Below are 22,314 nucleotides of genomic sequence, written 5' to 3' on the forward strand. Positions count from 1 at the left end.
CGGAGGCTAATCTTTATCAAATTCTTTGTGAAAAGAACTTGCTTTTTGCATCAAAATAGTCTATCAAATTCATCTTTTGCATACTGACGGACATTGTGTTCAAATTGCTCATATTTTTTTAAAAATTCCATACCTTCTTCGGTTAAATAGGTTTTTCCACCATTTCGCCCACCATGTTTCCTCTTAACCACTGCATATCCTAATTCTTCTTCCAACTGATTCAGCATGTTCCACGCTTTGCTATAGGAAAGTGCCATATGTTTACATGCATTTCGTACAGAATGTGTATTCTGAATTAAAATCAAAAGCAACTTTGTTCTTGAATTAAAAAACATAGACTCCTTTTCAATACTCACTTTAACAAAAGGATGTAAAATACGCTGGTTATGTTTTTTTAGGAGTTTTTCTAACTGGCAAGGGTCTCCTGTATCACTTAAAATTCCTTCATCTTCCACATCCATCAGCTGTCTTTCAACTCCAATGTTTTGGATAGCTCCCTCCATCCCTCCATTACCATCATATTTTAAAACTTGAGGGATTAACTTAGAAGATATCAAAAGGGGGTGTCCAGTCTTTCCATGATAAGCTGGTGATAGCAATTGTTTGTTACATTCTATCATCTTTTGAATAGTTTCCGGTGTAAATAGCGGGGCACTTACTGGATTAAATATTACTTGATCACATTTATTCTTTAAAAAATCCAATCCTATTTTTGCAGAATCAAGCATTTGTGAATTTTCGTATTCTCCATTATACAAAAATATAACTCCATAATAAGCTAAATTACGTTCAATTTCCTCAGATTTATACCCCGTAATTACCACAATTGGTGAAACCCCAGCCTTTTGAAAAGTTAAGACAATTCTTTTTACTATAGTGATAGAACCAATTTTGCGCAGTGGATATGTTTCATCTTTCTCTGACGTTTTTCCTGCAGCAGCAATTATACCTCCTGTTGTTTTTTTCTCTTTCTCCATATCCATACTCCTTATCTAGCTGCAACTTGCATATATGTACAATTTAAGACTATATAATCTTGCTTAGTATATAAATACTTCAACTTTCCCAGTTTAAAAACATTGTAAAGCAATTAATTTTCTTCTTTTAAACACTGTTCAATAAGCCCTTCGGATACATCAAAATACTTTTTTAAATCAAACTTGCCTTCATCAATAAGATACTGTAGTGATGCTCCTAACATTAATGATAGCATTATATATGTTAGCATATCTTTATATTCATTATCTACACTGTCTTTAAACTTCCCTTTATCTAAAACTTTGCTAATGCCACTGCGCCATATATTAAAAGTTTTTTGAAACTTTTTTCTTATTTCCTCATTTACTGTACCTTGAACCCAATAATCAAGTTGTACATAATCTAATTCTTTATTATTTAAAATGTCATCTTCCTTTTGTTCAAAAAATCCTCTTATATTTTCTAAAACACTTTTATTTTCTAAATCTATATATTTCTTACGGTTCTCTGAAAATTGCTTTTGTATATCATCTAAAAGGGCTATCATTATATCATTTTTAGTTGGAAAGTAATAATGCAAATTAGCCTGACTTCTCTCAGTTTCTTTTGCAATCATATGCATACGGGTACCGCTTATTTTTTCCCTTGCAATTACTTTCATAGCAGCATTTAATATCTCTTTTTTTGCATCTTTTGGCATAGTATAACCTCTTTCTCGTAACAATTATAATCTACTATAAAATTATACTCTAAGTTTAAATTTTACGCAAAATTTGTATAGAAGCTTCATATCTTATACTTAAATATCTGTAAATAAATCTATAAAACTAAATTTAGAGTAATCAAATAATCCCCTTGAAGTTATTTTTATCTCTGGAATTACGGGAAGTGCCATAAACCCAAGTGTTATAAATGGATCAACTTCTTTTTTAATTCCAAACTTTACTGCTAATGAATTTAATTTTATAATTTTATCTACTACAAAAGATGGATTCTCAGATGTCATAAGTCCACCTATTGGTAATTTTAAATGCTCTAACAATTTACCTTCAGATACAAATACTATACCTCCATTATTGGATATAATGTTATTTACTGCTATCTCCATATCTTTATCATTGTCACCTAATACAATTATATTATGAGAATCATGGGCAATTGTCTGAGCTATAGCCGCTTTTTTGAGACCTAGGCCTTCTATGAACCCAACAGAATGTTTTCCACTGTTTTTGTGTCTCTCTATCACAGCTATTTTATTTACAACTTCTTCTTTACTTTCAACACATTCAACTAATCCTTCATTTATTTTAACTTGTCTCTTTTCCTTTTTAGTAACTAGTCCTCCTGGCTGAACTTTTATTACATTTACAAATTTACCTTTAGCCTTAATCTTAAATAAGTCTTCTTTTATATGATCTACATTTACTGATGGCTTAGCAAAAATATCTTTAAACATATGATTATTTTTGTATACTTTACCATTCTTAATCACATTTTTAATTTTCAATTTTTTAATATCTTCAAATATTACCAAATCAGCCTTCATACCAGCTGAAATAGCACCTCTATCCCATAAATTATAACAATTAGCTGCATTAAATGATGCTATTGTATATGCTTTTATAGCATCTAATCCTTCATCTATAGCAGTTCGTATACAATTATCTATACTGCCCTCATCTACTAAATCCTCTATATGTCTGTCATCAGTACAAAACAAAAACCTGCTATAATTTTTGTCATTTACTGCAGGTAATAATTTTTTCAGATCTCTAGCCGCAGATCCTTCCCTAAGCATTACATACATCCCATTTTTCACTTTTTCTAAAGCTTCTTCATAATTGGTACATTCATGATCTGTTCTAATGTTAGCACATAAATAAGCATTAAGTTCTTTATCATTAATTTTAGGGCAGTGTCCATCTAAACTTTTTCTATACTTGTTTACCATTAAAATTTTTCTTATCATCTTTTTATTCCCTGAAGTAACTGCATTAACATCCATTACTTCTCCAAGTCCTAAGACTTGAGGATCTTCAATAAATCTTTCTAAATTATCCGCTTCAAGCACTGCACCATTATCTTCAAAATCTACTGCTGGAACACAAGACGGAAGCATAAAAAATATATCTGCATCACCTTTTTTACTGTTTTGGAGCATAAATTCTATACCCTTTTCTCCTAAAACATTTGCTATCTCGTGGGGATCTGCAATAATTGTAGTAACCCCTTTTTTAATAACTAAATCAGAAAATATTTCTGGAGTTACCATAGAAGATTCTATATGAACGTGAGAATCTATAAACCCTGGTGCTACAAAAAAACCATTGCAATTAATTTCATGGTTTCCTTCATATTTACCCATTCCTACAATTATCCCATCATTTATTGCAATATCCTTTTTTTCAACAGTTTGAGTAAATACATTTATTATAAAAGCATCTTTCAGCACAAGTTCTGCTTTTATCCTGCCCATAGCAACATCGATTTTACTTGTCAATTCATTCATCTACTCACTTCTCCAATCTATTAAAATGCCCTATTATAATCTTACTCCCACAGTTTAAAAATATTGCGAAGCAAAGCTTCGCAAGTTAAGAATGAATAATGAAAAATTAATAGTGAAGGAAAATTTAATTAAAGATTTTTTGCAGTGTAACGAAAAAAATCCACATTAACTATTAATTCTTCACTCTTAACTATTAACTAAAAAGTTGCTTCGCATTATATTTAAATTAAGTCAAAATCTCATATGCGTAAAAGTTAAATATATAATATATATTACTCTACTCAAACGGAAGTAGTAAATACCTTAGCACAAATAATACAGCAAGAACGTACACTATTGGACTAAGTTCTTTACCTCTACCAGTAGCTATTTTTACTATAGGATAAATGATCATTGCAACTGCAATACCATTTGCTATACTATAACTAAAAGCCATTAATGAAATAGCGAAGAAACATGGTAATGCTTCTGTAAAATCACCAAAATCTATATTTTTGATTACTCCCATCATTAAGGCACCTACTATAATAAGTGCTGGTGCTGTAGCCTGTGAAGGAACTACTCCAACAAGTCCTGAGAAGAATAATGAAAGAATAAATAATATACCTACAGTTACTGCTGTGAGACCGGTTCTTCCTCCTGCCGTAACACCAGAGGTTGATTCAACATAGGTATTAATAGTACTTGTTCCGAAAAATGATCCTGCAGTTGTTGCTACTGCATCACAGATAAGGGCTTTCTTAAGTCTTAAAACTTTACCGTTTTCATCTACCATCCCTGCCTTTGTAGCAGTTCCAACAAGCGTTCCAATAGTATCAAAAAGATCAACCAAACAAATTGTTATAACAACCATAACAAAACTCAAAATTGCTCCTGCTATAGAAGTACCTCCTTTTGAAAAAAGGCCGGAAAAATCAAAAGCTGCAAAAGTAGGTGCAAGAGAAGGTGGTGCACTAAAGATGTGTAAATTTGCAAGAGAAGTAACTTTAAGTGGTATACCTATAAGTGTAGTTAAAACAATGCCTATAAGGATGGACCCTGTAACGTTTCTTGCCATAAGTACGCCAATTATTAAAACTCCTATTATAGTAAGCAATGTTCCTGGTTGTGCAAAATTTCCAAATCCAACAAGTGTTGATTTATTTGAAACTATTATTCCACCACTTTTCAAACCAATAAGTGCAATAAAAAGTCCTATACCACCAGACATAGCATATTTTAAATTTTGAGGTATAGCATCAACAATTTTTTCTCGTATGGATGTAACTGTAATAATTATAAACAAAATACCTGAAGTGAGTACTGCAGTAAGAGCTTGGTGCCAATTAAAACCTAATGTCAAACATACTGTGTAAGTAAAGAATGCGTTAAGACCCATACCTGGAGCTTGAGCAAAAGGTAAATTTGCATAGAACCCCATTATAAATGTTCCAACAGCAGCAGCTAGACAAGTAGCAACAAATACCGCCGATACAATAGGGTCAGAGCCTACATTAAACTTTGAAGCTGCATCTCCAACTACACCTGCTGAATTCATACCTGCTATTCTAAGAACACTTGGATTAACAAATATTATATAGGCCATAGTAATAAAAGTAGTGAATCCAGCAAGAATTTCTGTCTTTACATTTGTGTTGTTGTCTTTCAACTTGAAAAATGATTCTAGAAACGAATTTTTCTGTCCATTAACTCCACTTTCCATAAATTAACCCCCATTATAAAATTATTTAAAGTTCTCGAAACTTATTAAGCTGAAGAACTTTATTTTTAATAACACTTAGGTTCTTTTATTTTTTTGCCAGCTACATATCTGTCCTTAATATTTCTGTCATCTCCAGTATAAATAAACTTTTGCAGCCTTTCTTCTATTGACAATTGTCTAAATATAGCTAAACTGCTGTCATCAATAACGAGAGCATCAAACTCGTACCCATTTTCAAAGCTTCCTACTTTACCAAAAAATTTTCCTCCACCTTTTGTTGCCAGATAAAATAATTCTGCAGTACTAAAAGGCTTATCTACTTTACTGCTTTCAAGCCATTTCAAATTTGATACCTGAGCACTATTCACAATTACATTTGTCATTGACAAACTATGTCCTGCAGATATATCACTTCCAAGCCCTACGGGGATACCTCTTGTAATGAACCTTCTAATAGGTGCAATGCCACTTGACAAATTGCAATTTGAATTAGGATTGTGAGCAATAAATATATTTTTTCTTTTCATTAATTCAATCTCATCTTCATCTACCAAAATACAATGAGCCATAATAGTGGGCACATCTCCAAACAATCCAGCACTATCATATACCCTTGCATAGTTTTTACACTCTGGATGTAACTCCTTAACAAATCTAACTTCATCATTATTTTCACATAAATGTGACTGTACTGGAACACTGTACTTTTTAGCTAAATTTCCTAAGCCCTTCAATAACTTCATACTGCAGCTTGGAACAAATCTAGGTGTAATTATAGGCCTTACAAGTTCATATTTTGTAGAATATTCCTGCAATATTTCTTCCGTATCATAAACTGAATTTTCTGTACTTTCTACCAAATATTCTGGTGAATTTCTGTTCATGTTTACTTTTCCCACATATGCTGATAATCCTGACTCCTCAAATAAATCCATTAAAAGTTTTGTTGAATCTTTATGAATAGTTGCAAAAACACATGCCCTCGTGGTACCAAATCTCCACAAATCTCTTATTAAAGCTGAGTACACCTTTTTTGCATAGTTAATGTCTGCGTATTTTGCTTCCTCAGGAAAAGTATACTCTTGAAGCCACGGCATAAGTTCTTTGTCAAGTCCTAGTCCTAAGTTTCCATATTGTGATGCATGTAGATGCAAATCAACAAATCCTGGTATTATAATTGCATCTCCATAGTCTATAACCCTTATCTTACTAAACTTTTCAGGAAGATTTTTATATACACCTTTAACGCACTTACCTTCAACTACAATATACCCATTTTCAAATACTTCAAATTTGCCAAAAGTTTTAGTAAAGATAATATTACCCTTAACTATATATATGCCCTCCATTAAGCTGCCCCCTTTTAAGTTATTATAATTTTGCATTAAAAGATTAGAAATAGAAATAAGATATTAATACATTATTATTAAAAATGATTGTAAATTAGAATACTGAAGAGTTAAATATGATATAATCTATACTCAAATAAGTCAATTTAATATAGCATACCATATAATGTGTGATTGTATAGTATTGTTTTTGCTTATACTAACTAGTTCGTCCATTTTTATTATAAATCTGAATTATACTTCTGTCAATATATATTAATTTTGTAATAATATATTATAAAATTAAGTAAAAGTGTAAAATTTATAGGCTTTCTAACTTAAAAATCAACTTATATGCAGGCGCATTTTTACAATGATGAAGGTTGTAAAAATATCCTGAGTATAAGTTGATTTTTTGTTTAGAATCTCTATAACCATATATTTCTTTTACATTTCTATTTTATATTTTTTAATCTTGCTGTACAAAGTATTTCTCCTAATTCCCAATGCTGCTGCTGAATGAGTTATATTTCCCTTAAACTTCTTCAACACCTTTACTAAATGTTCCCTTTCCACGTAATCCAATTTTAAGCAGTCTTCATTAATATTTACAAATACATCATTATTACAACTTTCTTCTGAAAAATAACCTGCAGGTACAGATTCAGTATTTATAATTAACTCCACTACATTTTCTAATTCCCTTATGTTTCCCGGCCAACTGTAGTTAATCATTTTTTGTAAATATTGTCCTGGTATAACTGGTTGTTTTTTATTTAATTTTTGTGATATACTCTTGATAAAATATTGAATAAGAAGAGGTATATCCTTTTTTCTTTCTCTAAGTGGTGGTAAATATAAAGGCAGTACATTTAATCTATAATATAAGTCTTTTCTAAACCTTCCACGCTCCACTTCTTTTTTTAAATCTCTGTTTGTGACAGCTACAATCCTAACATCCACAGGTATAGATTTTGAACTCCCAATTTTCGTTATTACGCCTTCCTGAACAACTCTTAGAAGCTTTGTCTGCATATCAAGAGGCATTTCTCCAATTTCATCCAGCATTATAGTTCCGCCATCTGCCAATTCAAATTTTCCAAGGTTGCCACCCTTTTTGGCGCCCGTAAAAGCTCCTTCTTCATATCCAAAAAGCTCTGACTCTATAAGTTGTTTAGGTATAGCACCACAATTCAAAGCTATAAAAGGTCCATCTACTCTGCTGCTGTAATTATGAATAGATTGTGCAAATACCTCTTTTCCCGTACCGCTTTCTCCCATTATAAGTATAGTTGATTTACTATCTGAAATCTTTTTGGCATACTCTATTATTCTCATAAAGCTTTCATCTTGACCAATTATTTTATCAAAAGTATAGTAAGCCTGACCATCATTTCTTTTCTTTGCCATTTTGATTTCTTCAAAAACATATACTACCTCAATGTTATCATCTTCACAGTTATATATAGAACTGGTAGTTAGTTGATATCTAGTTTTATTTCTCACAGCCACTATGTTTGTTTCTTTTGAAGTACCTTGGCCTAAATATATGGACGTCTTTATATCATTCCAGTTTTCTATAATATCTTCCATTTTATCTGCTTCTAACTTATTGCCTCTTATACCAAACATATCTTGTGCTTTTTTATTGCAAATTTTTATTTTACCATTTATATCAGAAGTTATTATAGAAACAGGACTAGAATTAAATATATTTTTTATATGCTTGTAATTCATATTTTGAATCTTATTGCATTCTTTTACTTTAAGCATTTCTTCTATAGCATTTGACGCCGCTATAACCATCCCAAGTGTATGAGAATGTACAAATTCGGCATACCCAGTAAGATTCAATACGCCTATAAGTCTTCCTTTACTATCTTTTATAGGTGCTGCAGAACACGTCCATTTATGATATGCTCTAATAAAATGATCATCTCCAGAAACTTGAACTGGCATTTTAGTACTTATAACCATACTCATAGAGTTAGTTCCAATATTTTCTTCATTCATAAAAGCCCCTGGTACCATCTTTAAAGAAAAAGCTTTCGAAAGTATTTTTTCATCTCCCAATGCATTTAATATACATCCTTCTCCATCAGTAAGTAATACAAAGAAGTTGAAACCCTTTACAAAATTAATTAGCTGCTCCATATAAGGTGCCGCGGTCAATATTAGATTTCTGTTAGCTGCAAATTTTTTCTGTAATTCATTATCATATAATATTTTTTTACTAAAAACCTGGCGTGAATCAATACCAAACTTTTTACATCTTTCATGTGAAAGTTCTATATCCGTTTTATATACAGCTTCATTATCCAATTTAGAAGTAACTGTATTCACTATAATCCCCCCCATTATAATAACAACTTCCAATTCCACTCCCCATTACTAAAGGAAAGTTCATTTATACACCCATAGGGTTGATTTATTTTAAATATATCCTGCATAGATATTGATAAAATATTCTTTAGTATGACTCTATTAACTCCTGCATGGGAAATTATAATTATATTGCCACTAGTGCTATTTATAATAGATTTAAAAACAGGGATAACTCTTTTCTCAAGATTTTTAAAACTTTCTCCCCCTGTTGGTACAAAACCTCCTATATCTTCTCCTCTACTTTTAAACTGCTCTGGTAAAGAGCTTTTAATAAAACTAAAAGTTTTTCCTTCCCATTCTCCCATGTTTATTTCCATTAACTCATTTACTATAATCTTATCTATATTTCTATCTTCTAAAATTATATGTGCTGTTTCAACACATCTCTTTAGAGGACTTAAATATACTTTCTCTATGTCTATTTTTTCAAAAAATCTTTTTAGTTTTAGCACTTGTAAAGTACCTTCTTCATTTAAAGGTATATCTGTAATTCCTATGTAACGTTTTTCATTACCTACATTTATTTTTCCATGTCTTATTAAATATATTTTTCTACTCATAGCTAAAATTTTTCCCCAATACATTCTCTATCTTTTTTTCGATTTTTCTAGCTTCCCCAAACCTTTTTCTCACTTTATTTAATGCTTCAAGATTATTTGAAAATTTTGAAGAATATTCAGAAAATCTTTTTTCTAATCCTACTAATTCATCTTCCTGAACAACTTTATCTGCCAAGTACAGTAGCTCTCCTTCTGTAATATTATCTTCTTCATTTACCTCTATATCCATGTGAGTTGCTATTATTTTCGCTATATTCGGGTAACCCAGGTCACTTAATATTCTAGCCCCTTCTTTAGCATGATTTTTTTCTTTTCTAGCCAAATCATGCAAAAGTCCTGCAGCTAACATTGTATTCTTATTAAAATTATATTCTTTACTATTTAACTTATTTAAAACATTTAGAGCTATTTCTGATACCTTATTACTATGTCTCCTTATATTACAAGGTACACCATATAAGTCTAAAATGCAATAACATTCTTCCAAATTAGGTGCTTTTAAATAAAAATATTCTAGTAATTTTTTATAGTCTTCTTTAATATCCATATCCATCAATATACCTTGGTCTGGAACCGAAATTCTTATAGAATCACTGTCAAACTTTTGAAGTATTCTCTTTAGTCCCCCTTCACCATCACTTTTCATTATTTCTGATCTATACTTACAATCTATAAAGGGAGGATGCCCTGATTTTTCATTAAACTTAGGGTATATAATGCCCTTACCGCACTCCATATATTTATTCTTTAAAATATTTACAGTATGTGTTTTTATGAGAGGTATATCTACAGGATTCATAAAAAATCCTTTTACATCCTCTTGCAATACTTGCATACCCTTTACTATGGAAGAAAACATGCCCTTTGAATAATCTTCATTTTTTATCCACCTGACTCCTAAATCTTTAATTACATCTATTACTTCATTTTGCCTGTGGCCTACTATTACTACAATATCATCAATTTTTGAAGCCTTAAAAGTATTTATTATCATTTCCACTGCAGTACATTCTCCAAATTTCAAAAGTGGTTTAAAGTCTCCCATCCTTGAAGAATATCCTGCCGAAATGATAATGGCCCCTAATTTATCTTTTTCCATTAAAAGTCTCCCTTTTTACCTTTATTAGTTCTGCCACAATGCTTATTGCTATTTCTTCAGGAGTTTGTGCATATATAGAAACACCTATAGGACTATGTACCCTTTTTAAATCTTCCTCTGCATATCCTTCATCCAAAAGACTCTCATAAACAAACTTTCTTTTGCTCTTGCTTCCTATCATCCCTATATACTTTGCATTAGTCTTAAGCATCTGCCCTAATACTTCCTTGTCATAAGCATGGCCTCTTGTAACTATTACTATATAACTATTACTATCTACCTTTATATATTTAAGAATATTTTCAAAAGAGGGAATTGCTTTTACTTCTTTTACATCTTTAAACCTTTCCTTATTTGCAAATTCCTGTCTATCGTCTATAACAACAATGTCAAAATCCAGGCTTTTGGCTACTTCTGCAATTTTTTGTGCTACATGTCCCGCACCTATTACATATATAGTTTGAGTATTTAAAACAGGCTCTATTAAATAATGTTCCTCTTCTAAGTCAGTATACTTCATAGTAACATTTTTAAAGTTTTCTTTTATCTTTCTAATTATGCACTGAACCTTCTCATCTTCTTTTCCATAAAATGATGCTTCACTGCAAATCCACTTATCTATGCCTTTTATGCTTTTTCCTTCTTCAGGTATTCTAGTTATAATAGCAAAATTATCACCTTTTCTCTTCAGCTTCTGCACATTTTTATACACTTCCACCATGTCACTGTCTTTATAATCTACATACTCCAGAAGCAATTTAAGATCTCCACCGCAGGCAGCACCTAAAGCCTCTGCACCTTCATTTGTAAGTGAACAATTTTTAATTATATAAGCCTCATTTTCAAATATCCTTGAAGATAATTTTATGGCCAATGCCTCAAATATGCCTCCACCTATAGTTCCTATAATAGAAAAATCCCTTTTTATAATCATCTTGGTACCTTCTTCTCTAGGCGCAGATCCAGATTTTTCTAGAATAGTGGCCAAAACAAAATCTTCTTTTTTATCCAGAAGATTATTTATCATCTCATATATATCTTCCACATTTATCCCCTCCATCTATAATCATATATTTTTCGCTTTACCATACTATTTTTTACTTCTATACTTTTTTTCATATACTTTAATACAATTTCCAAAGTTCCATCAATTAATGCTTCTCTTACTGATGGAATTTTTTCTATGCTATTTTTAATACGCCCTTTTAATTTGTAAAAGTCTTCTTCATCTTTTACAGCAATATCTATATACAAAATATTTTTCTTTTCAATATAAACATTATAATTTATTACCTCTTCAAAAGACAAGATTATTTCATCCAAATCTCTCATAGATAGGAATTTATTTTTACCTATTACAATTTTATTTTCCATCCTTCCATGAACTCTTTCCATAGTCTTTAAAAAAGTACCACAAGCACACAAACCTGCTTTAAAACACCCTATATCACCTGTTTTATATCTTATTAAAGGCATTCCTTCTCTTGTAAGAGTTGTAAATACTATCTCTCCATATTCTCCATCTTTTGCTACCTTTCCTGTACGAGGATTTATTACTTCAAAATACAGATCATTTTCTCTCATATGGTAACCACTTAAAGCCTCACATTCTACTCCTCCTCCATACCCCATTTCCGTCATACCATAGTGTGTGAAAACTTTACAGTTAAATTTATGTGTAATTTCTCTTATTAATGTTTCTGGCACATAATCAGCACTTAGAAGAATTTTTTTTATACTGGCTTTAAATGTTTCAGATTCCACTCTGGAAAAATACAATACCTGAAGTGGAATCCCTACTATACAATCTATACCTTTTTCCTTTATAAATTCTGCAGTATCCTTAGGATTTACAAGTACACCTTGAACATAACATGTTATATCTATATCCTTTAACGCTTTTTTTAGCAAATCTCCTATACTGCCATGACTATTTCCTGGTAAAAGCACCAATACCCTGTCATTTTTATTTACAATACACTGCATACCATATTTAAAAAATTCTACAGTAAGATCTAAGTCCTTTTCCGTAAAATATATTCTTTTTTCTTCTCCACTTGTTCCCGAAGTTCTTAACGTTACTATCCTGGCAACATCTCTTTGAGGTACGCATAAAAAATTATTTGAGTTTTGTTTTATATGTTCTGGCAATGTAAAAGGAATTTTTTCAAAATATTTAAAGGATTTTATATCATCTTCCTCAATATTTTTCAAATATTCCTTATAAAACTTACTATATTTTTTTCCGTAATCTATAACTTTTCTTATTTTATTTAACTGATAATTTTCTAAAGCTTCTCTACTTTTTTCCTTTATCCCCGTTTTATCCACTATCCATGCTTCAAGTGGTGTCAGCTTCATTTTGCCCTCTCCCCTTTAACTCCACAGTTTCTGTAAATCCACATTTCAAATGTCTTGAAATGCCATGGTAGATATACTAAAAGTATATCTATTTATATTGTACAATATTTTATCCCAACTGTTAATTTTACTAATCATCCCTATTTCCAAATTCATATCCATACTTACATATTATCTGTTGAATCTTCTCATAACTTTTCAATAAAACATCTCCACACTTTACAGGATAATTTATATTACCATTTTCATCAGTTATTTTTTGAATTCCTATTATATCTCTGCACTCTGTGCTTTCAAATTCTTCTTTAAACCAATCTATATATTCACTTAACCTAGGTTGAAAATTTTCGCCATAATATTCTCTCGGCTCACCTTTTCCTGCATAAAGTCCTATAACAGCTATACCTCCAGTTAAAATTCCGCAAACCTTTTCACTAGATCCTAATCCCCCACAAAGGCCATTTAAGGCCTTTATTAAATCTGTATTTTCTTTTTCCTCATCCTCTAAAGCCAATTTAAGCATTATTTGGGTACAACAAAATCCTGATGAAGCCAATTTATATATACGAAAAGCAGTATCATTTATAACTTTTATTCTCCTTCTCTGCTATCATCACTTATCTTCCAGTCCCTTTTCTACCTCCTTCATTTTTCCTAATGCAAGTTTCTCATCTATAATTACCATTTTACATTGTGGACACTGCATGAGTTCAACTTCAAAATTTCCTCCAAGATATAAAACTTTTACCTGTCTAAGTTCTAATTCTTTATTACATTTGTCACAAATCCATGGAGTTTTCTCTTCTTTATTAATATTCATAGCTATTCCTCCACTACTTCCATCCTATGGCTGTAAACGTCTTTAACAAAAATTTGATTTTCATTTTTTTCATATTCTACCCAATAGGTAACACTACCAATCCTAAGTCTACATAAATAATGAGAATTTTCAGGATTAAAAAATCTCTCTTTATTTTTTTGCGCATTATCTACTGCTTTTTCTATATCTTCAAGCAAAATCAGTCTTTCTTCCATTTGATTTTGCACATTGTCCGGTATATTTAATTTAAATCCATAATCCTTTTTAAAGTCATTCATTTCCTCATTCCATATTTCTTTTAAAAGTTTCTTTTTAACAAGTGCCCTATTTTCATGACGCTTTGAAAGACTTGGAACTTTTCTCAGTCCGGCTTCTTCTAAATTATTGCTATAAATTAAGTCTAAGATATGGAAGGTTTTTTTACCTTCATCTATAAATAGATCCTTACACATTGCACAGTAAACTAAATAATCCAGGTTACTTTCACCTATCCTATCTTTTGCAAATTCCCTAGACTGCTCTCTATTTGCAAAATATACTAAGCCTCCATAGCCACAGCACTTAGTTTTTTCTTTTGAAAATTTGAGTTCTTTTATTTCATATCCTAATTTGTCTGCTATACTTCTTATACTTTCGTGAATTTCTTTATTATGCCTTGTTGAACATGCATCTTGTACAGCTAACACTTTCTTTTTCTCTGTTTTATTATTTTTCCTGATACCATATTTATCCATAACTTCCCATAGAGAAATAAGTTTAATATCCGGTATATATTTTTTAAAGTTTCTATAGCAACTTGAGCAAGCTAAAATAAAAGTTGGCTTTCCTGCTTTTTCCCACTTATCTTTCATATCCTCCATATTCTTCTTCACTAAATCCTGTCTTCCAGCCCAATCTGCTGGTGCACCGCAGCAGCCTAACATTATCCCAACTCCATCTTTAATATTATCCATGAGATATTTATATATTTCAGGTATATATTCAGGAGAAGAAGCAGGCAGCTGACATCCAGGATAAAACATATATTTCACCTTTTCATATCCCGGCTGATTTTTTACCATAGAAAAATGTTTACTATTACTAAATTCCATATCTCTAAGTCCAAAATCATGAGCTGACACAGGCATTTTTTCTCTTTCTACCATGCTTTCACGAGTCTCTTGTATTATATCCTTCATGTCTAAATTAGAAGGACAAACTTCACCACAAAGTCCGCAAAGAGTACATGAATTAATCATTTCATTTGCATAATGATCTCCTAGTACTATATTTTCATTGTGATTTATCTGCCTTATATATTTTCTAGGTTCAGTGTTGTATTTTCTTAAATGTGGACAATTTTTAGCACACTGTGAACATTCACATTTCAAACATCTTTGTGCCTCTTCTATTGCCTCTTTTTCATTATATACTGAAGAAGTCCTTTTAATAGGTTCTACAGTTTCTATATCATCCAATTGAAGTTTTAAAGGAGTATCATAAGAACCTTCATTTTCTCTAGCTGCTGTAAGAGAAGTTTTTTGAAGGTATCTATCAATGGATGTAGCTGCCCTTCTTCCAGAACTTATAGAGAGTATAACTGAATCGTTTTTGTTTACAACTCTTCCCCCTGCAAACAAAGAACTATCCTCCACCTGGAAAGTTTGTGGATTTACTTTTAAATCTTTTTCCCAAGTTCCTGTCCCTATGTAAACTGCATCATAGGTATTGAGTATATTCTCCAATTTTTCTTCATCTACAAATTCATTGAACTTAATTGTTATATCATCTTTATTCATTATTTCTAGTTCTTCTTCTATTGTTTGCTTTGAAAGTTGTTCCCCTTGGAAGCTCCACAATCTGCCACCTATTTTATCACTTTTTTCATAGACAGTAACTTGATATCCTTTTTTATCCAAATCAAAAGTAGCAACAATACCACTTATACCTGCGCCTATTACTGCAACATTTTTTTCATTTTTAGGTATAGGAATAGACTTTTTGGGGGAAGAAAAACCTAACTCTATTGCTGTCCTTTCAAGCTCATGTATATTTATGCCTCCACCTAATTTATTTCTAGGACATACGCCTTTGCAAGGCTCATCACATATACTTCCTATTATTCTTGCAAAAGGAACCTTCTTAGACATAATTTTATAAGCTTTTTTAAAGTCTCCCTTTTGTATTTCTTCAATAAAAGCTTTTACATCCATGTGTAAAGGACACCCTGCTATACAGGCTGAAGGTTTGTCTCCAATACATAACTCTCTTCTATTTAGTAATTTATTTAAATCCATAGAACTTCTCACCTTCCTTTATAGATTATTAACTTTAGAACTAAACTTGTAAAGTTATTTTCTTTTGCTTAAAACTCTTGTAATATTCATTTTTCATATATATTTTAAATCATCTAATAATGAAATGATACTGGATAAGTTTAGTCTCAATGTTAATTATCTATAACAAAAAGGAATCAGAAACTTTAAAAAACACTTCAATATAGAATGTAGAAATTATTTGCTTCTGATTCCTTTATAGAGATATGCCTAATATACGTTATCTCTTATTTCTTAAGTGCTGCCAAGACCTTCTCAGGTAAAGCTGGCAATTTAGTAATACGTGCTCCACAGGCATTATATATTGCATTAATTATTGCCGCATGTGGTGCTGAAAGTGGCATTTCTCCTGATCCTGCTGCTCCGTAAGGGCCGTTTGGTCTTGGTGTTTCCTGATGAATAAGTGTTATATTGTCTGGAACATCTTTTATTTGAGGTATTCCACAAGCTGTAAGTGTAACATGTTTCTTTAAATCTTCAAAATCTTCACTTAAAGCGAGTCCTATACCTTGAACTAATCCACCATAAAGCTGTCCTTCAACTACTATTTTATTTACTATAGTACCGCAATCTGAAACCATAGTAAGATTTTCGACTTTAGTCTTTCCTGTATTGACGTCGACTTCTACTTCTGCCATAAGTACACCATACATATATACAGGGAATGGATTTCCTTGACCTGTCTCTACATCACAAGCAGTACATGGTGCTGTCCACTCTCCATCATATTTTACTGGAAGACCTTGAGCTACCATCTCATCATAAGTTCTATAAGTCCCATCTTCTTTTTTCAAAGCATTTACCAAGTTTTCACAGGCAACTCTTGTAGCATTACCAGTTAAAACATTAGAACGACTTCCACCTGCAGGGCCACTATCTGGCGTAAATTTCATATCATTCATAACGAGTTTAATTTGTTCAGGTTTTATTCCTAAAGGTTTTAAAGTTTCATGAGCAATTGTGAGTGTTCCCATATCAGCACCTTGGCCATGATCTTCCCAGGAGTTTGCCACAGTAACGCCTTCTGGAGTAATTTCAGCCCAAGCTCTTGATGTATCTGGACCGTCTAGGCCGCATCCATATATGAGAAGTGAAACTCCCACACCATATTTTTTATCTCCAGAACTAGCATTATTTTTATCCTTAACTCTCTTTTTTGCTTCATTATAAAATGGTCTTAATTTATCTATTGCCTGAGGCAGACAAATTACATCTGGAGGACATCCATTTGGAGTTGTATCTCCTTCTCTATAAACATTCATGTATCTAAATTCTAGAGGATCCATTCCAACCTTCTCAGCTAGCTCATCAATTGCTACTTCTGATGCAAAAAGAGATTGAGGTGAACCATATCCTCTAAATGCAGAACCCCAAGCATGGTTAGTGGCTACAGTACGGCCTTCACCTCTTATATTTGGAATATTATATCCGGCACCCATAAATTGAGTTCCTCTCATTGTCAAAAGATCTCCAAATTCAGAATATGGTCCATGATCTACACTCCAATCTGTTTCCAGTGCCTTTATCTTTCCATCTTTATCTGCACCATATTTAAGATGCATGAAGAAAGGTGACCTTTTTCCGGTATATGTTATCTGCTGATACATGTTAAATTCAAGATATACAGGTCTTTTAGTTACCATAGCAGCTACTCCAAGAAGACCTTCCATTGTTGGACTAAATTTATAACCAAATGTACCTCCTGTAGGATTTTGAACTATTTTAAGTTTTTCAAGTGGTATTCCTATTCCATCTGCAACCATTGCTGCATGTATGTGTATTCCAACGCTCTTTGAATGTACCATTAAATCTCCATCTTCATCAAAATATGCGAATCCAACATCTGGTTCAAGTGGTAAATGTGGTTGTCTTCCAACATAAAAATCATCTTCAACAACATAAGGAAGAGAATCCATTAAAGGTGCCGTATCTCCACCTTTTTTAGTACCGCACTCAAAGTAAATATTAGGAGTTCCTGGATGAATTTCTATAGCATCTTCTGCCATAGCAGCTGGTGCACTCATATATGCTGGTAGCTCTTCTAACTCTACTTTAACTTTTTCTACTGCTGCTTCAGCTACTGCTGGATTTTCTGCCAAAACCATAGCTATAGCATCTCCAAATTGGAAAACCTTTTTATCATTTAATATAGGCCTTTCAAGTCCATCACCCTTATTGGATGGAAAAGCCAAACCATTTATTCTATTAGTGCCTGGTACATCTTTATATGTTAATACTTTATATACTCCAGGTATTTTTTCTGCTTCTGAAGTATCTATAGATATTATATTGGCATGGGATACCGTTGCCTGAACTAATTTAATGTGCAATGTTCCTGGTGGAAGTTCTAATCCAAGATCCGCTCCAAATTCCCATGATCCTGTTACTTTTGCAAGGGCAGATGGACGTACTACACTTGAACCAAGTAAAGTTCCATCTTTAGGAAGTTTAGCCCATATATCTTCTTTTCTTATTTCTCCACGCATAAGTTTTGCTGCTTCCATTACAGAATCAACTATTGGTTTGTATCCCGTACATCTACATACATTTCTATGTTTTTGAAACCAATCTCTTACTTCTTCCCTAGTAGGATTTATGTTTTCATCTAAAAGTGCCTTTGCAGAAACTATAAATCCAGGAGTACAGAATCCACACTGTGCAGCACCATGAACCATCCATGCTAACTGCAGTGGATGAAGATGCTCATTGGTGCCAACTCCTTCTATAGTTATAATATTTGCTTCATCAGGAACTCTTTTAATTTTAGTTATACAAGCTCTTACAACATTTCCATCCAAAATTATAGAGCAGGCACCACATTCTCCTTTTCTACATCCAACTTTTGTTCCAACCAGATGTAATTGTTTTCTCAAAACATCTGCTAAAAATGCCTCAGGATCTGCTATAACAGTCCTTTTAACTCCATTAATAATTAAGCTCTTTTTTAACATATTGTACCTCCTTGATTTTATATTATTGGAAGAAATATTAATTTCACTATTATTATGAGCAATGATTAATATCAATATTCAAAATGTTGAACTCACCTACGTTTTCTTTAAACTTTCTTTTTGAAATATAATTAGAGGGTTACCAACAGCATATCTGTAGGTAACCCTCTAATTATATTTTTCAAATGAAAAATATTATATTTGTATATTGTACTTTTTTATCTTGCTGTATAAAGTATTTCTCCTTATACCAAGTGCTTCTGCCGAATGAGTTATATTCCCCTTGAACTTCTTCAATACTTTAATTATATGTTCTTTTTCCATATAATCCAGCTTTAAACAATCATCACTAATATCTACAAGTACCTCATTATCACAATTTTCTCCTGTAAAATACCCTGATGGTATAGATCCTGTGTTTACAATTAGTTCAACCAAATTTTCTAATTCTCTTATATTTCCAGGCCAATTATAATTAATCATTTTCTTCAAGTATTCTTCTGATATAACTGGCTCTTTTTTATTTAATTTTTGTCCTATATTCTTGACAAAATATTGAATAAGAAGAGGTATATCCTTTTTTCTTTCTCTAAGTGGAGGTAAGAATAAAGGCAGCACATTTAGCCTATAATATAGATCCTTTCTAAATCTTCCAGCTTCCACTTCTTTTTTTAAATCTCTGTTTGTAACAGCTATAATTCTTACATCTACAGGTATAGATTTTGAACTCCCAATTCTCGTTATTACACCTTCCTGTACAACTCTTAGAAGCTTTGTCTGCATATCAAGAGGCATTTCTCCAATTTCATCAAGCATTATAGTTCCGCCATCTGCCAATTCAAATTTTCCAAGATTACCACCCTTTTTTGCTCCTGTAAAAGCTCCTTCTTCATATCCAAAAAGTTCTGACTCTATAAGTTGTTTAGGTATAGCACCACAATTTAAAGCCACAAATGGTCCATCTACTCTGCTGCTGTAATTATGAATGGACTGTGCAAACACTTCTTTTCCCGTACCGCTTTCTCCCATTATAAGTATAGTTGATTTACTATCTGAAATCTTTTTTGCATAATTTATTACTTTTGTAAAGTTTTCATCCTGCCCCATTATTTTACCAAAAGTATAGTAAGCCTGGCCATTATTCTTTTTATTTACCTTTTTAGCTTTTTCAAAAACATAAACTATCTCAATATTATTATCATCATCACAATTGTATATTGAGCTAGTAGTTACTTGATACTGAATCTTATTTCTTAGTGAAACCATAATTGTTTCTTTTGAATCACTTTCTCCTAAATACATAGATGTTTTTATATCATTCCAGTTTTCTATAATATCTTCCATATTGTTTGTTTCTAACTTATTACCTCTTATGCCAAACATATCCTGTGCCTTTTTATTGCAAATTTTTATTTTACCATTTATATCTGAGGTTATTATAGCAACAGGACTGGAATTAAATATATTTTTTATATGCTTGTAATTCATATTTTGAATCTTATTGTACTCTTCTACTTTAAGCATTTCTTCTATAGCATTTGACGCTGCTATAACCATACCAAGGGTATGGGAATGTACAAATTCAATGTACCCAGTAAGATTCAATACACCTATAAGTTTTCCTTTATTATCTTTTATAGGTGCGGCGGAACATGTCCACTTATGATATGCATTAATAAAATGATCATCTCCAGAAATTTGAACTGGCAGCTTACTTTTTATAACTACGCTCATAGCATTTGTTCCAATGTTTTCTTCATTCATAAAAGCTCCCGGTACCATTTTCAAAGAAAAAGCTTCTTCAAGTATTTTTTCATCACCTAATGCATTTAATATACATCCCTCTCCATCGGTAAGTAATACAAAAAAATTAAATCCCTTTACAAAATTAATTAGCTGCTCCATATAAGGTGCTGCAGTTAATATTAAATTTCTGTTAGCCGCAAATCTTTTCTGTAATTCAGCATCGTGTATTATTTTTTTGCTAAAGACCTGGTGTGAATCAATACTGAACTTTTTACACCTTCTATGTGAAAGTTCTATATTAGGCTTGGATACAACTGTATTGTCCAATTTGCAAATAGCTGCATTCATTATAATCCCCCCGTCATAATAACAATTTTCAATTCAACCTTGTATTATTATAGGAAAGTCCATTAACATTCTTCTATTTTCCCATTATAGAAGAATATCATACTTAAATAATCATAGCTTGAATTTTATTTTTTTGATTGAAGGACTCCCTTTCAACTTTTATAAGTTCTGCTACAATACTTATTGCTATCTCTTCAGGAGTTTGCGCAAATATAGTAATACCTATAGGGCTGTGTACCCTTTTTAAGTCTTTCTCTGTATATCCTTCATCTAAAAGACAGTTATATACAACTTCTTTTTTGGCCTTACTTCCTATCATACCTATATATTTTGCATCAGTTCTAAGAATTTGCCCCAGCACTTCCTTGTCATAGGCATGCCCCCTAGTGACTATTACTATATAACTGTTATTATCCACATTTATATATTTAAGTATATTTTCAAAAGAAGGAACTACTTTTACTTCTTCAACATCTTTAAATCTCTCTCTATTTGCAAATTCTTTCCTATCATCTATGACAATAGTTTTAAAATCCAATATTTTTGTTACTTCTGCAATTTTTTGTGATACATGCCCTGCTCCTATTATATATAGGGTTCTACAATTTAAAACAGGTTCTATTAAATAATGTCCCTCCTCTAGATCAATATACTGCATAGTAATATGTTTAAATTCTTCTCTTATCTTTCTTATTACACACTGAACTTTCTCGTCTTCTTCACCATAAAGTGATGATTCACTACAAACCCATTTATCTATACCTTTTATGCTCTTTCCTTCTTCAGGGATCCTGGTTACAATTACAAAATTATCACCTCTTCTCTTTAACTTCTGAACATTTTTATACATTTCCACCATCTTATTATCATTGTAATCCACATATTCCAAAAGCAGTTTAATGTCTCCACCACATGCTGTTTCTAGTTTTTCCACTCTTTCATTAGTAAGTGAACATTTTTTAATTATATATGCACCATTTTCAAAAACTTTTGAAGACAATTTTATAGCTGCAGCTTCAAATATACCCCCACCTATGCTCCCTATAACTGAAAAATCCTTTTTTATAATCATCTTGGTGCTCTCTTCTCTAGAGGCAGATTTCGATTTTTTTAAAATAGTAGCTAAAACAAAGTCTTCCTTTTTATCCAAAAGCTCATTTATTGTTTCATAAATATCCTCCATAATTACCCTCTCCCCCTATTATCATGTAC

16 protein-coding genes are annotated in these 22,314 nt (G+C 31.7%); all 16 read right to left on the reverse strand.

Annotated elements, in window-relative coordinates:
• Window positions 1-50 precede the first annotated feature (50 nt).
• The 16 genes from CLJU_RS11765 to CLJU_RS11840 all read right to left on the reverse strand — a co-directional run bounded on the left by CLJU_RS11765 (window position 51) and on the right by CLJU_RS11840 (window position 22,285).
• The gene (locus CLJU_RS11765) at window positions 51-977 is read right to left on the reverse strand and encodes an NTP transferase domain-containing protein (protein WP_013239040.1); all 927 of its coding nucleotides are present in this window, start codon (window positions 975-977) and stop codon (window positions 51-53) included.
• 113 nt (window positions 978-1,090) lie between these two features.
• Window positions 1,091-1,678, reverse strand: a complete 588-nt coding sequence (locus CLJU_RS11770; RefSeq protein WP_013239041.1) for a TetR/AcrR family transcriptional regulator — start codon at window positions 1,676-1,678, stop codon at window positions 1,091-1,093.
• A 99-nt stretch (window positions 1,679-1,777) separates the two neighbouring features.
• The gene (ade, locus tag CLJU_RS11775) at window positions 1,778-3,487 is read right to left on the reverse strand and encodes an adenine deaminase (RefSeq protein WP_013239042.1); all 1,710 of its coding nucleotides are present in this window, start codon (window positions 3,485-3,487) and stop codon (window positions 1,778-1,780) included.
• A 277-nt stretch (window positions 3,488-3,764) separates the two neighbouring features.
• On the reverse strand, window positions 3,765-5,189 hold the full coding sequence (locus CLJU_RS11780) for an NCS2 family permease (RefSeq protein WP_013239043.1): 1,425 nt from the start codon (window positions 5,187-5,189) through the stop codon (window positions 3,765-3,767).
• Window positions 5,190-5,254: 65 nt separating this feature from the next.
• Window positions 5,255-6,538, reverse strand: a complete 1,284-nt coding sequence (guaD, locus tag CLJU_RS11785) for a guanine deaminase (RefSeq protein WP_013239044.1) — start codon at window positions 6,536-6,538, stop codon at window positions 5,255-5,257.
• Window positions 6,539-6,964: 426 nt separating this feature from the next.
• Window positions 6,965-8,875 (reverse strand): sigma-54-dependent Fis family transcriptional regulator, encoded by a 1,911-nt coding sequence (locus CLJU_RS11790; RefSeq protein WP_049781920.1) that lies wholly within the window; start codon window positions 8,873-8,875, stop codon window positions 6,965-6,967.
• The gene (gene cobC, locus CLJU_RS11795) at window positions 8,875-9,462 is read right to left on the reverse strand and encodes an alpha-ribazole phosphatase (RefSeq protein ID WP_013239046.1); all 588 of its coding nucleotides are present in this window, start codon (window positions 9,460-9,462) and stop codon (window positions 8,875-8,877) included. The genes CLJU_RS11790 and cobC overlap by 1 nt, the downstream gene beginning before the upstream one ends.
• The gene (locus CLJU_RS11800) at window positions 9,455-10,561 is read right to left on the reverse strand and encodes a DVU_1551 family NTP transferase (RefSeq protein WP_013239047.1); all 1,107 of its coding nucleotides are present in this window, start codon (window positions 10,559-10,561) and stop codon (window positions 9,455-9,457) included. The genes cobC and CLJU_RS11800 overlap by 8 nt, the downstream gene beginning before the upstream one ends.
• On the reverse strand, window positions 10,548-11,606 hold the full coding sequence (locus CLJU_RS11805; RefSeq protein ID WP_013239048.1) for an XdhC family aldehyde oxidoreductase maturation factor: 1,059 nt from the start codon (window positions 11,604-11,606) through the stop codon (window positions 10,548-10,550). The genes CLJU_RS11800 and CLJU_RS11805 overlap by 14 nt, the downstream gene beginning before the upstream one ends.
• A gap of 2 nt (window positions 11,607-11,608) precedes the next feature.
• Window positions 11,609-12,922 carry a DVU_1553 family AMP-dependent CoA ligase gene (locus tag CLJU_RS11810; RefSeq protein WP_013239049.1) on the reverse strand — a complete coding sequence of 438 codons (1,314 nt, stop codon included), beginning with the start codon at window positions 12,920-12,922 and terminating at the stop codon, window positions 11,609-11,611.
• A gap of 130 nt (window positions 12,923-13,052) precedes the next feature.
• Window positions 13,053-13,517, reverse strand: coding sequence for a DVU_1555 family C-GCAxxG-C-C protein (locus CLJU_RS11815; RefSeq protein WP_341349912.1), 465 nt, complete (start codon window positions 13,515-13,517; stop codon window positions 13,053-13,055).
• Window positions 13,518-13,535: 18 nt separating this feature from the next.
• Entirely contained in the window at window positions 13,536-13,742 is a 207-nt protein-coding gene (locus tag CLJU_RS11820) for a DVU_1557 family redox protein (RefSeq protein ID WP_013239051.1), read from the reverse strand.
• 2 nt (window positions 13,743-13,744) lie between these two features.
• Complete coding sequence (locus CLJU_RS11825) at window positions 13,745-16,018, reverse strand: pyridine nucleotide-disulfide oxidoreductase/dicluster-binding protein (protein WP_013239052.1); 2,274 nt, start codon at window positions 16,016-16,018, stop codon at window positions 13,745-13,747.
• 266 nt (window positions 16,019-16,284) lie between these two features.
• A complete protein-coding gene (locus CLJU_RS11830) occupies window positions 16,285-19,008 on the reverse strand; it encodes a molybdopterin-dependent aldehyde oxidoreductase (protein ID WP_013239053.1) in 2,724 nt (907 codons plus the stop codon).
• A gap of 195 nt (window positions 19,009-19,203) precedes the next feature.
• Window positions 19,204-21,102, reverse strand: a complete 1,899-nt coding sequence (locus CLJU_RS11835; protein ID WP_013239054.1) for a sigma-54-dependent Fis family transcriptional regulator — start codon at window positions 21,100-21,102, stop codon at window positions 19,204-19,206.
• A gap of 103 nt (window positions 21,103-21,205) precedes the next feature.
• Window positions 21,206-22,285, reverse strand: a complete 1,080-nt coding sequence (locus tag CLJU_RS11840) for an XdhC family aldehyde oxidoreductase maturation factor (RefSeq protein WP_013239055.1) — start codon at window positions 22,283-22,285, stop codon at window positions 21,206-21,208.
• Between the last annotated feature and the right edge of the window lie 29 nt (window positions 22,286-22,314).

Source organism: Clostridium ljungdahlii DSM 13528 (genome assembly GCF_000143685.1).
Lineage (GTDB): Bacteria > Bacillota > Clostridia > Clostridiales > Clostridiaceae > Clostridium_B > Clostridium_B ljungdahlii.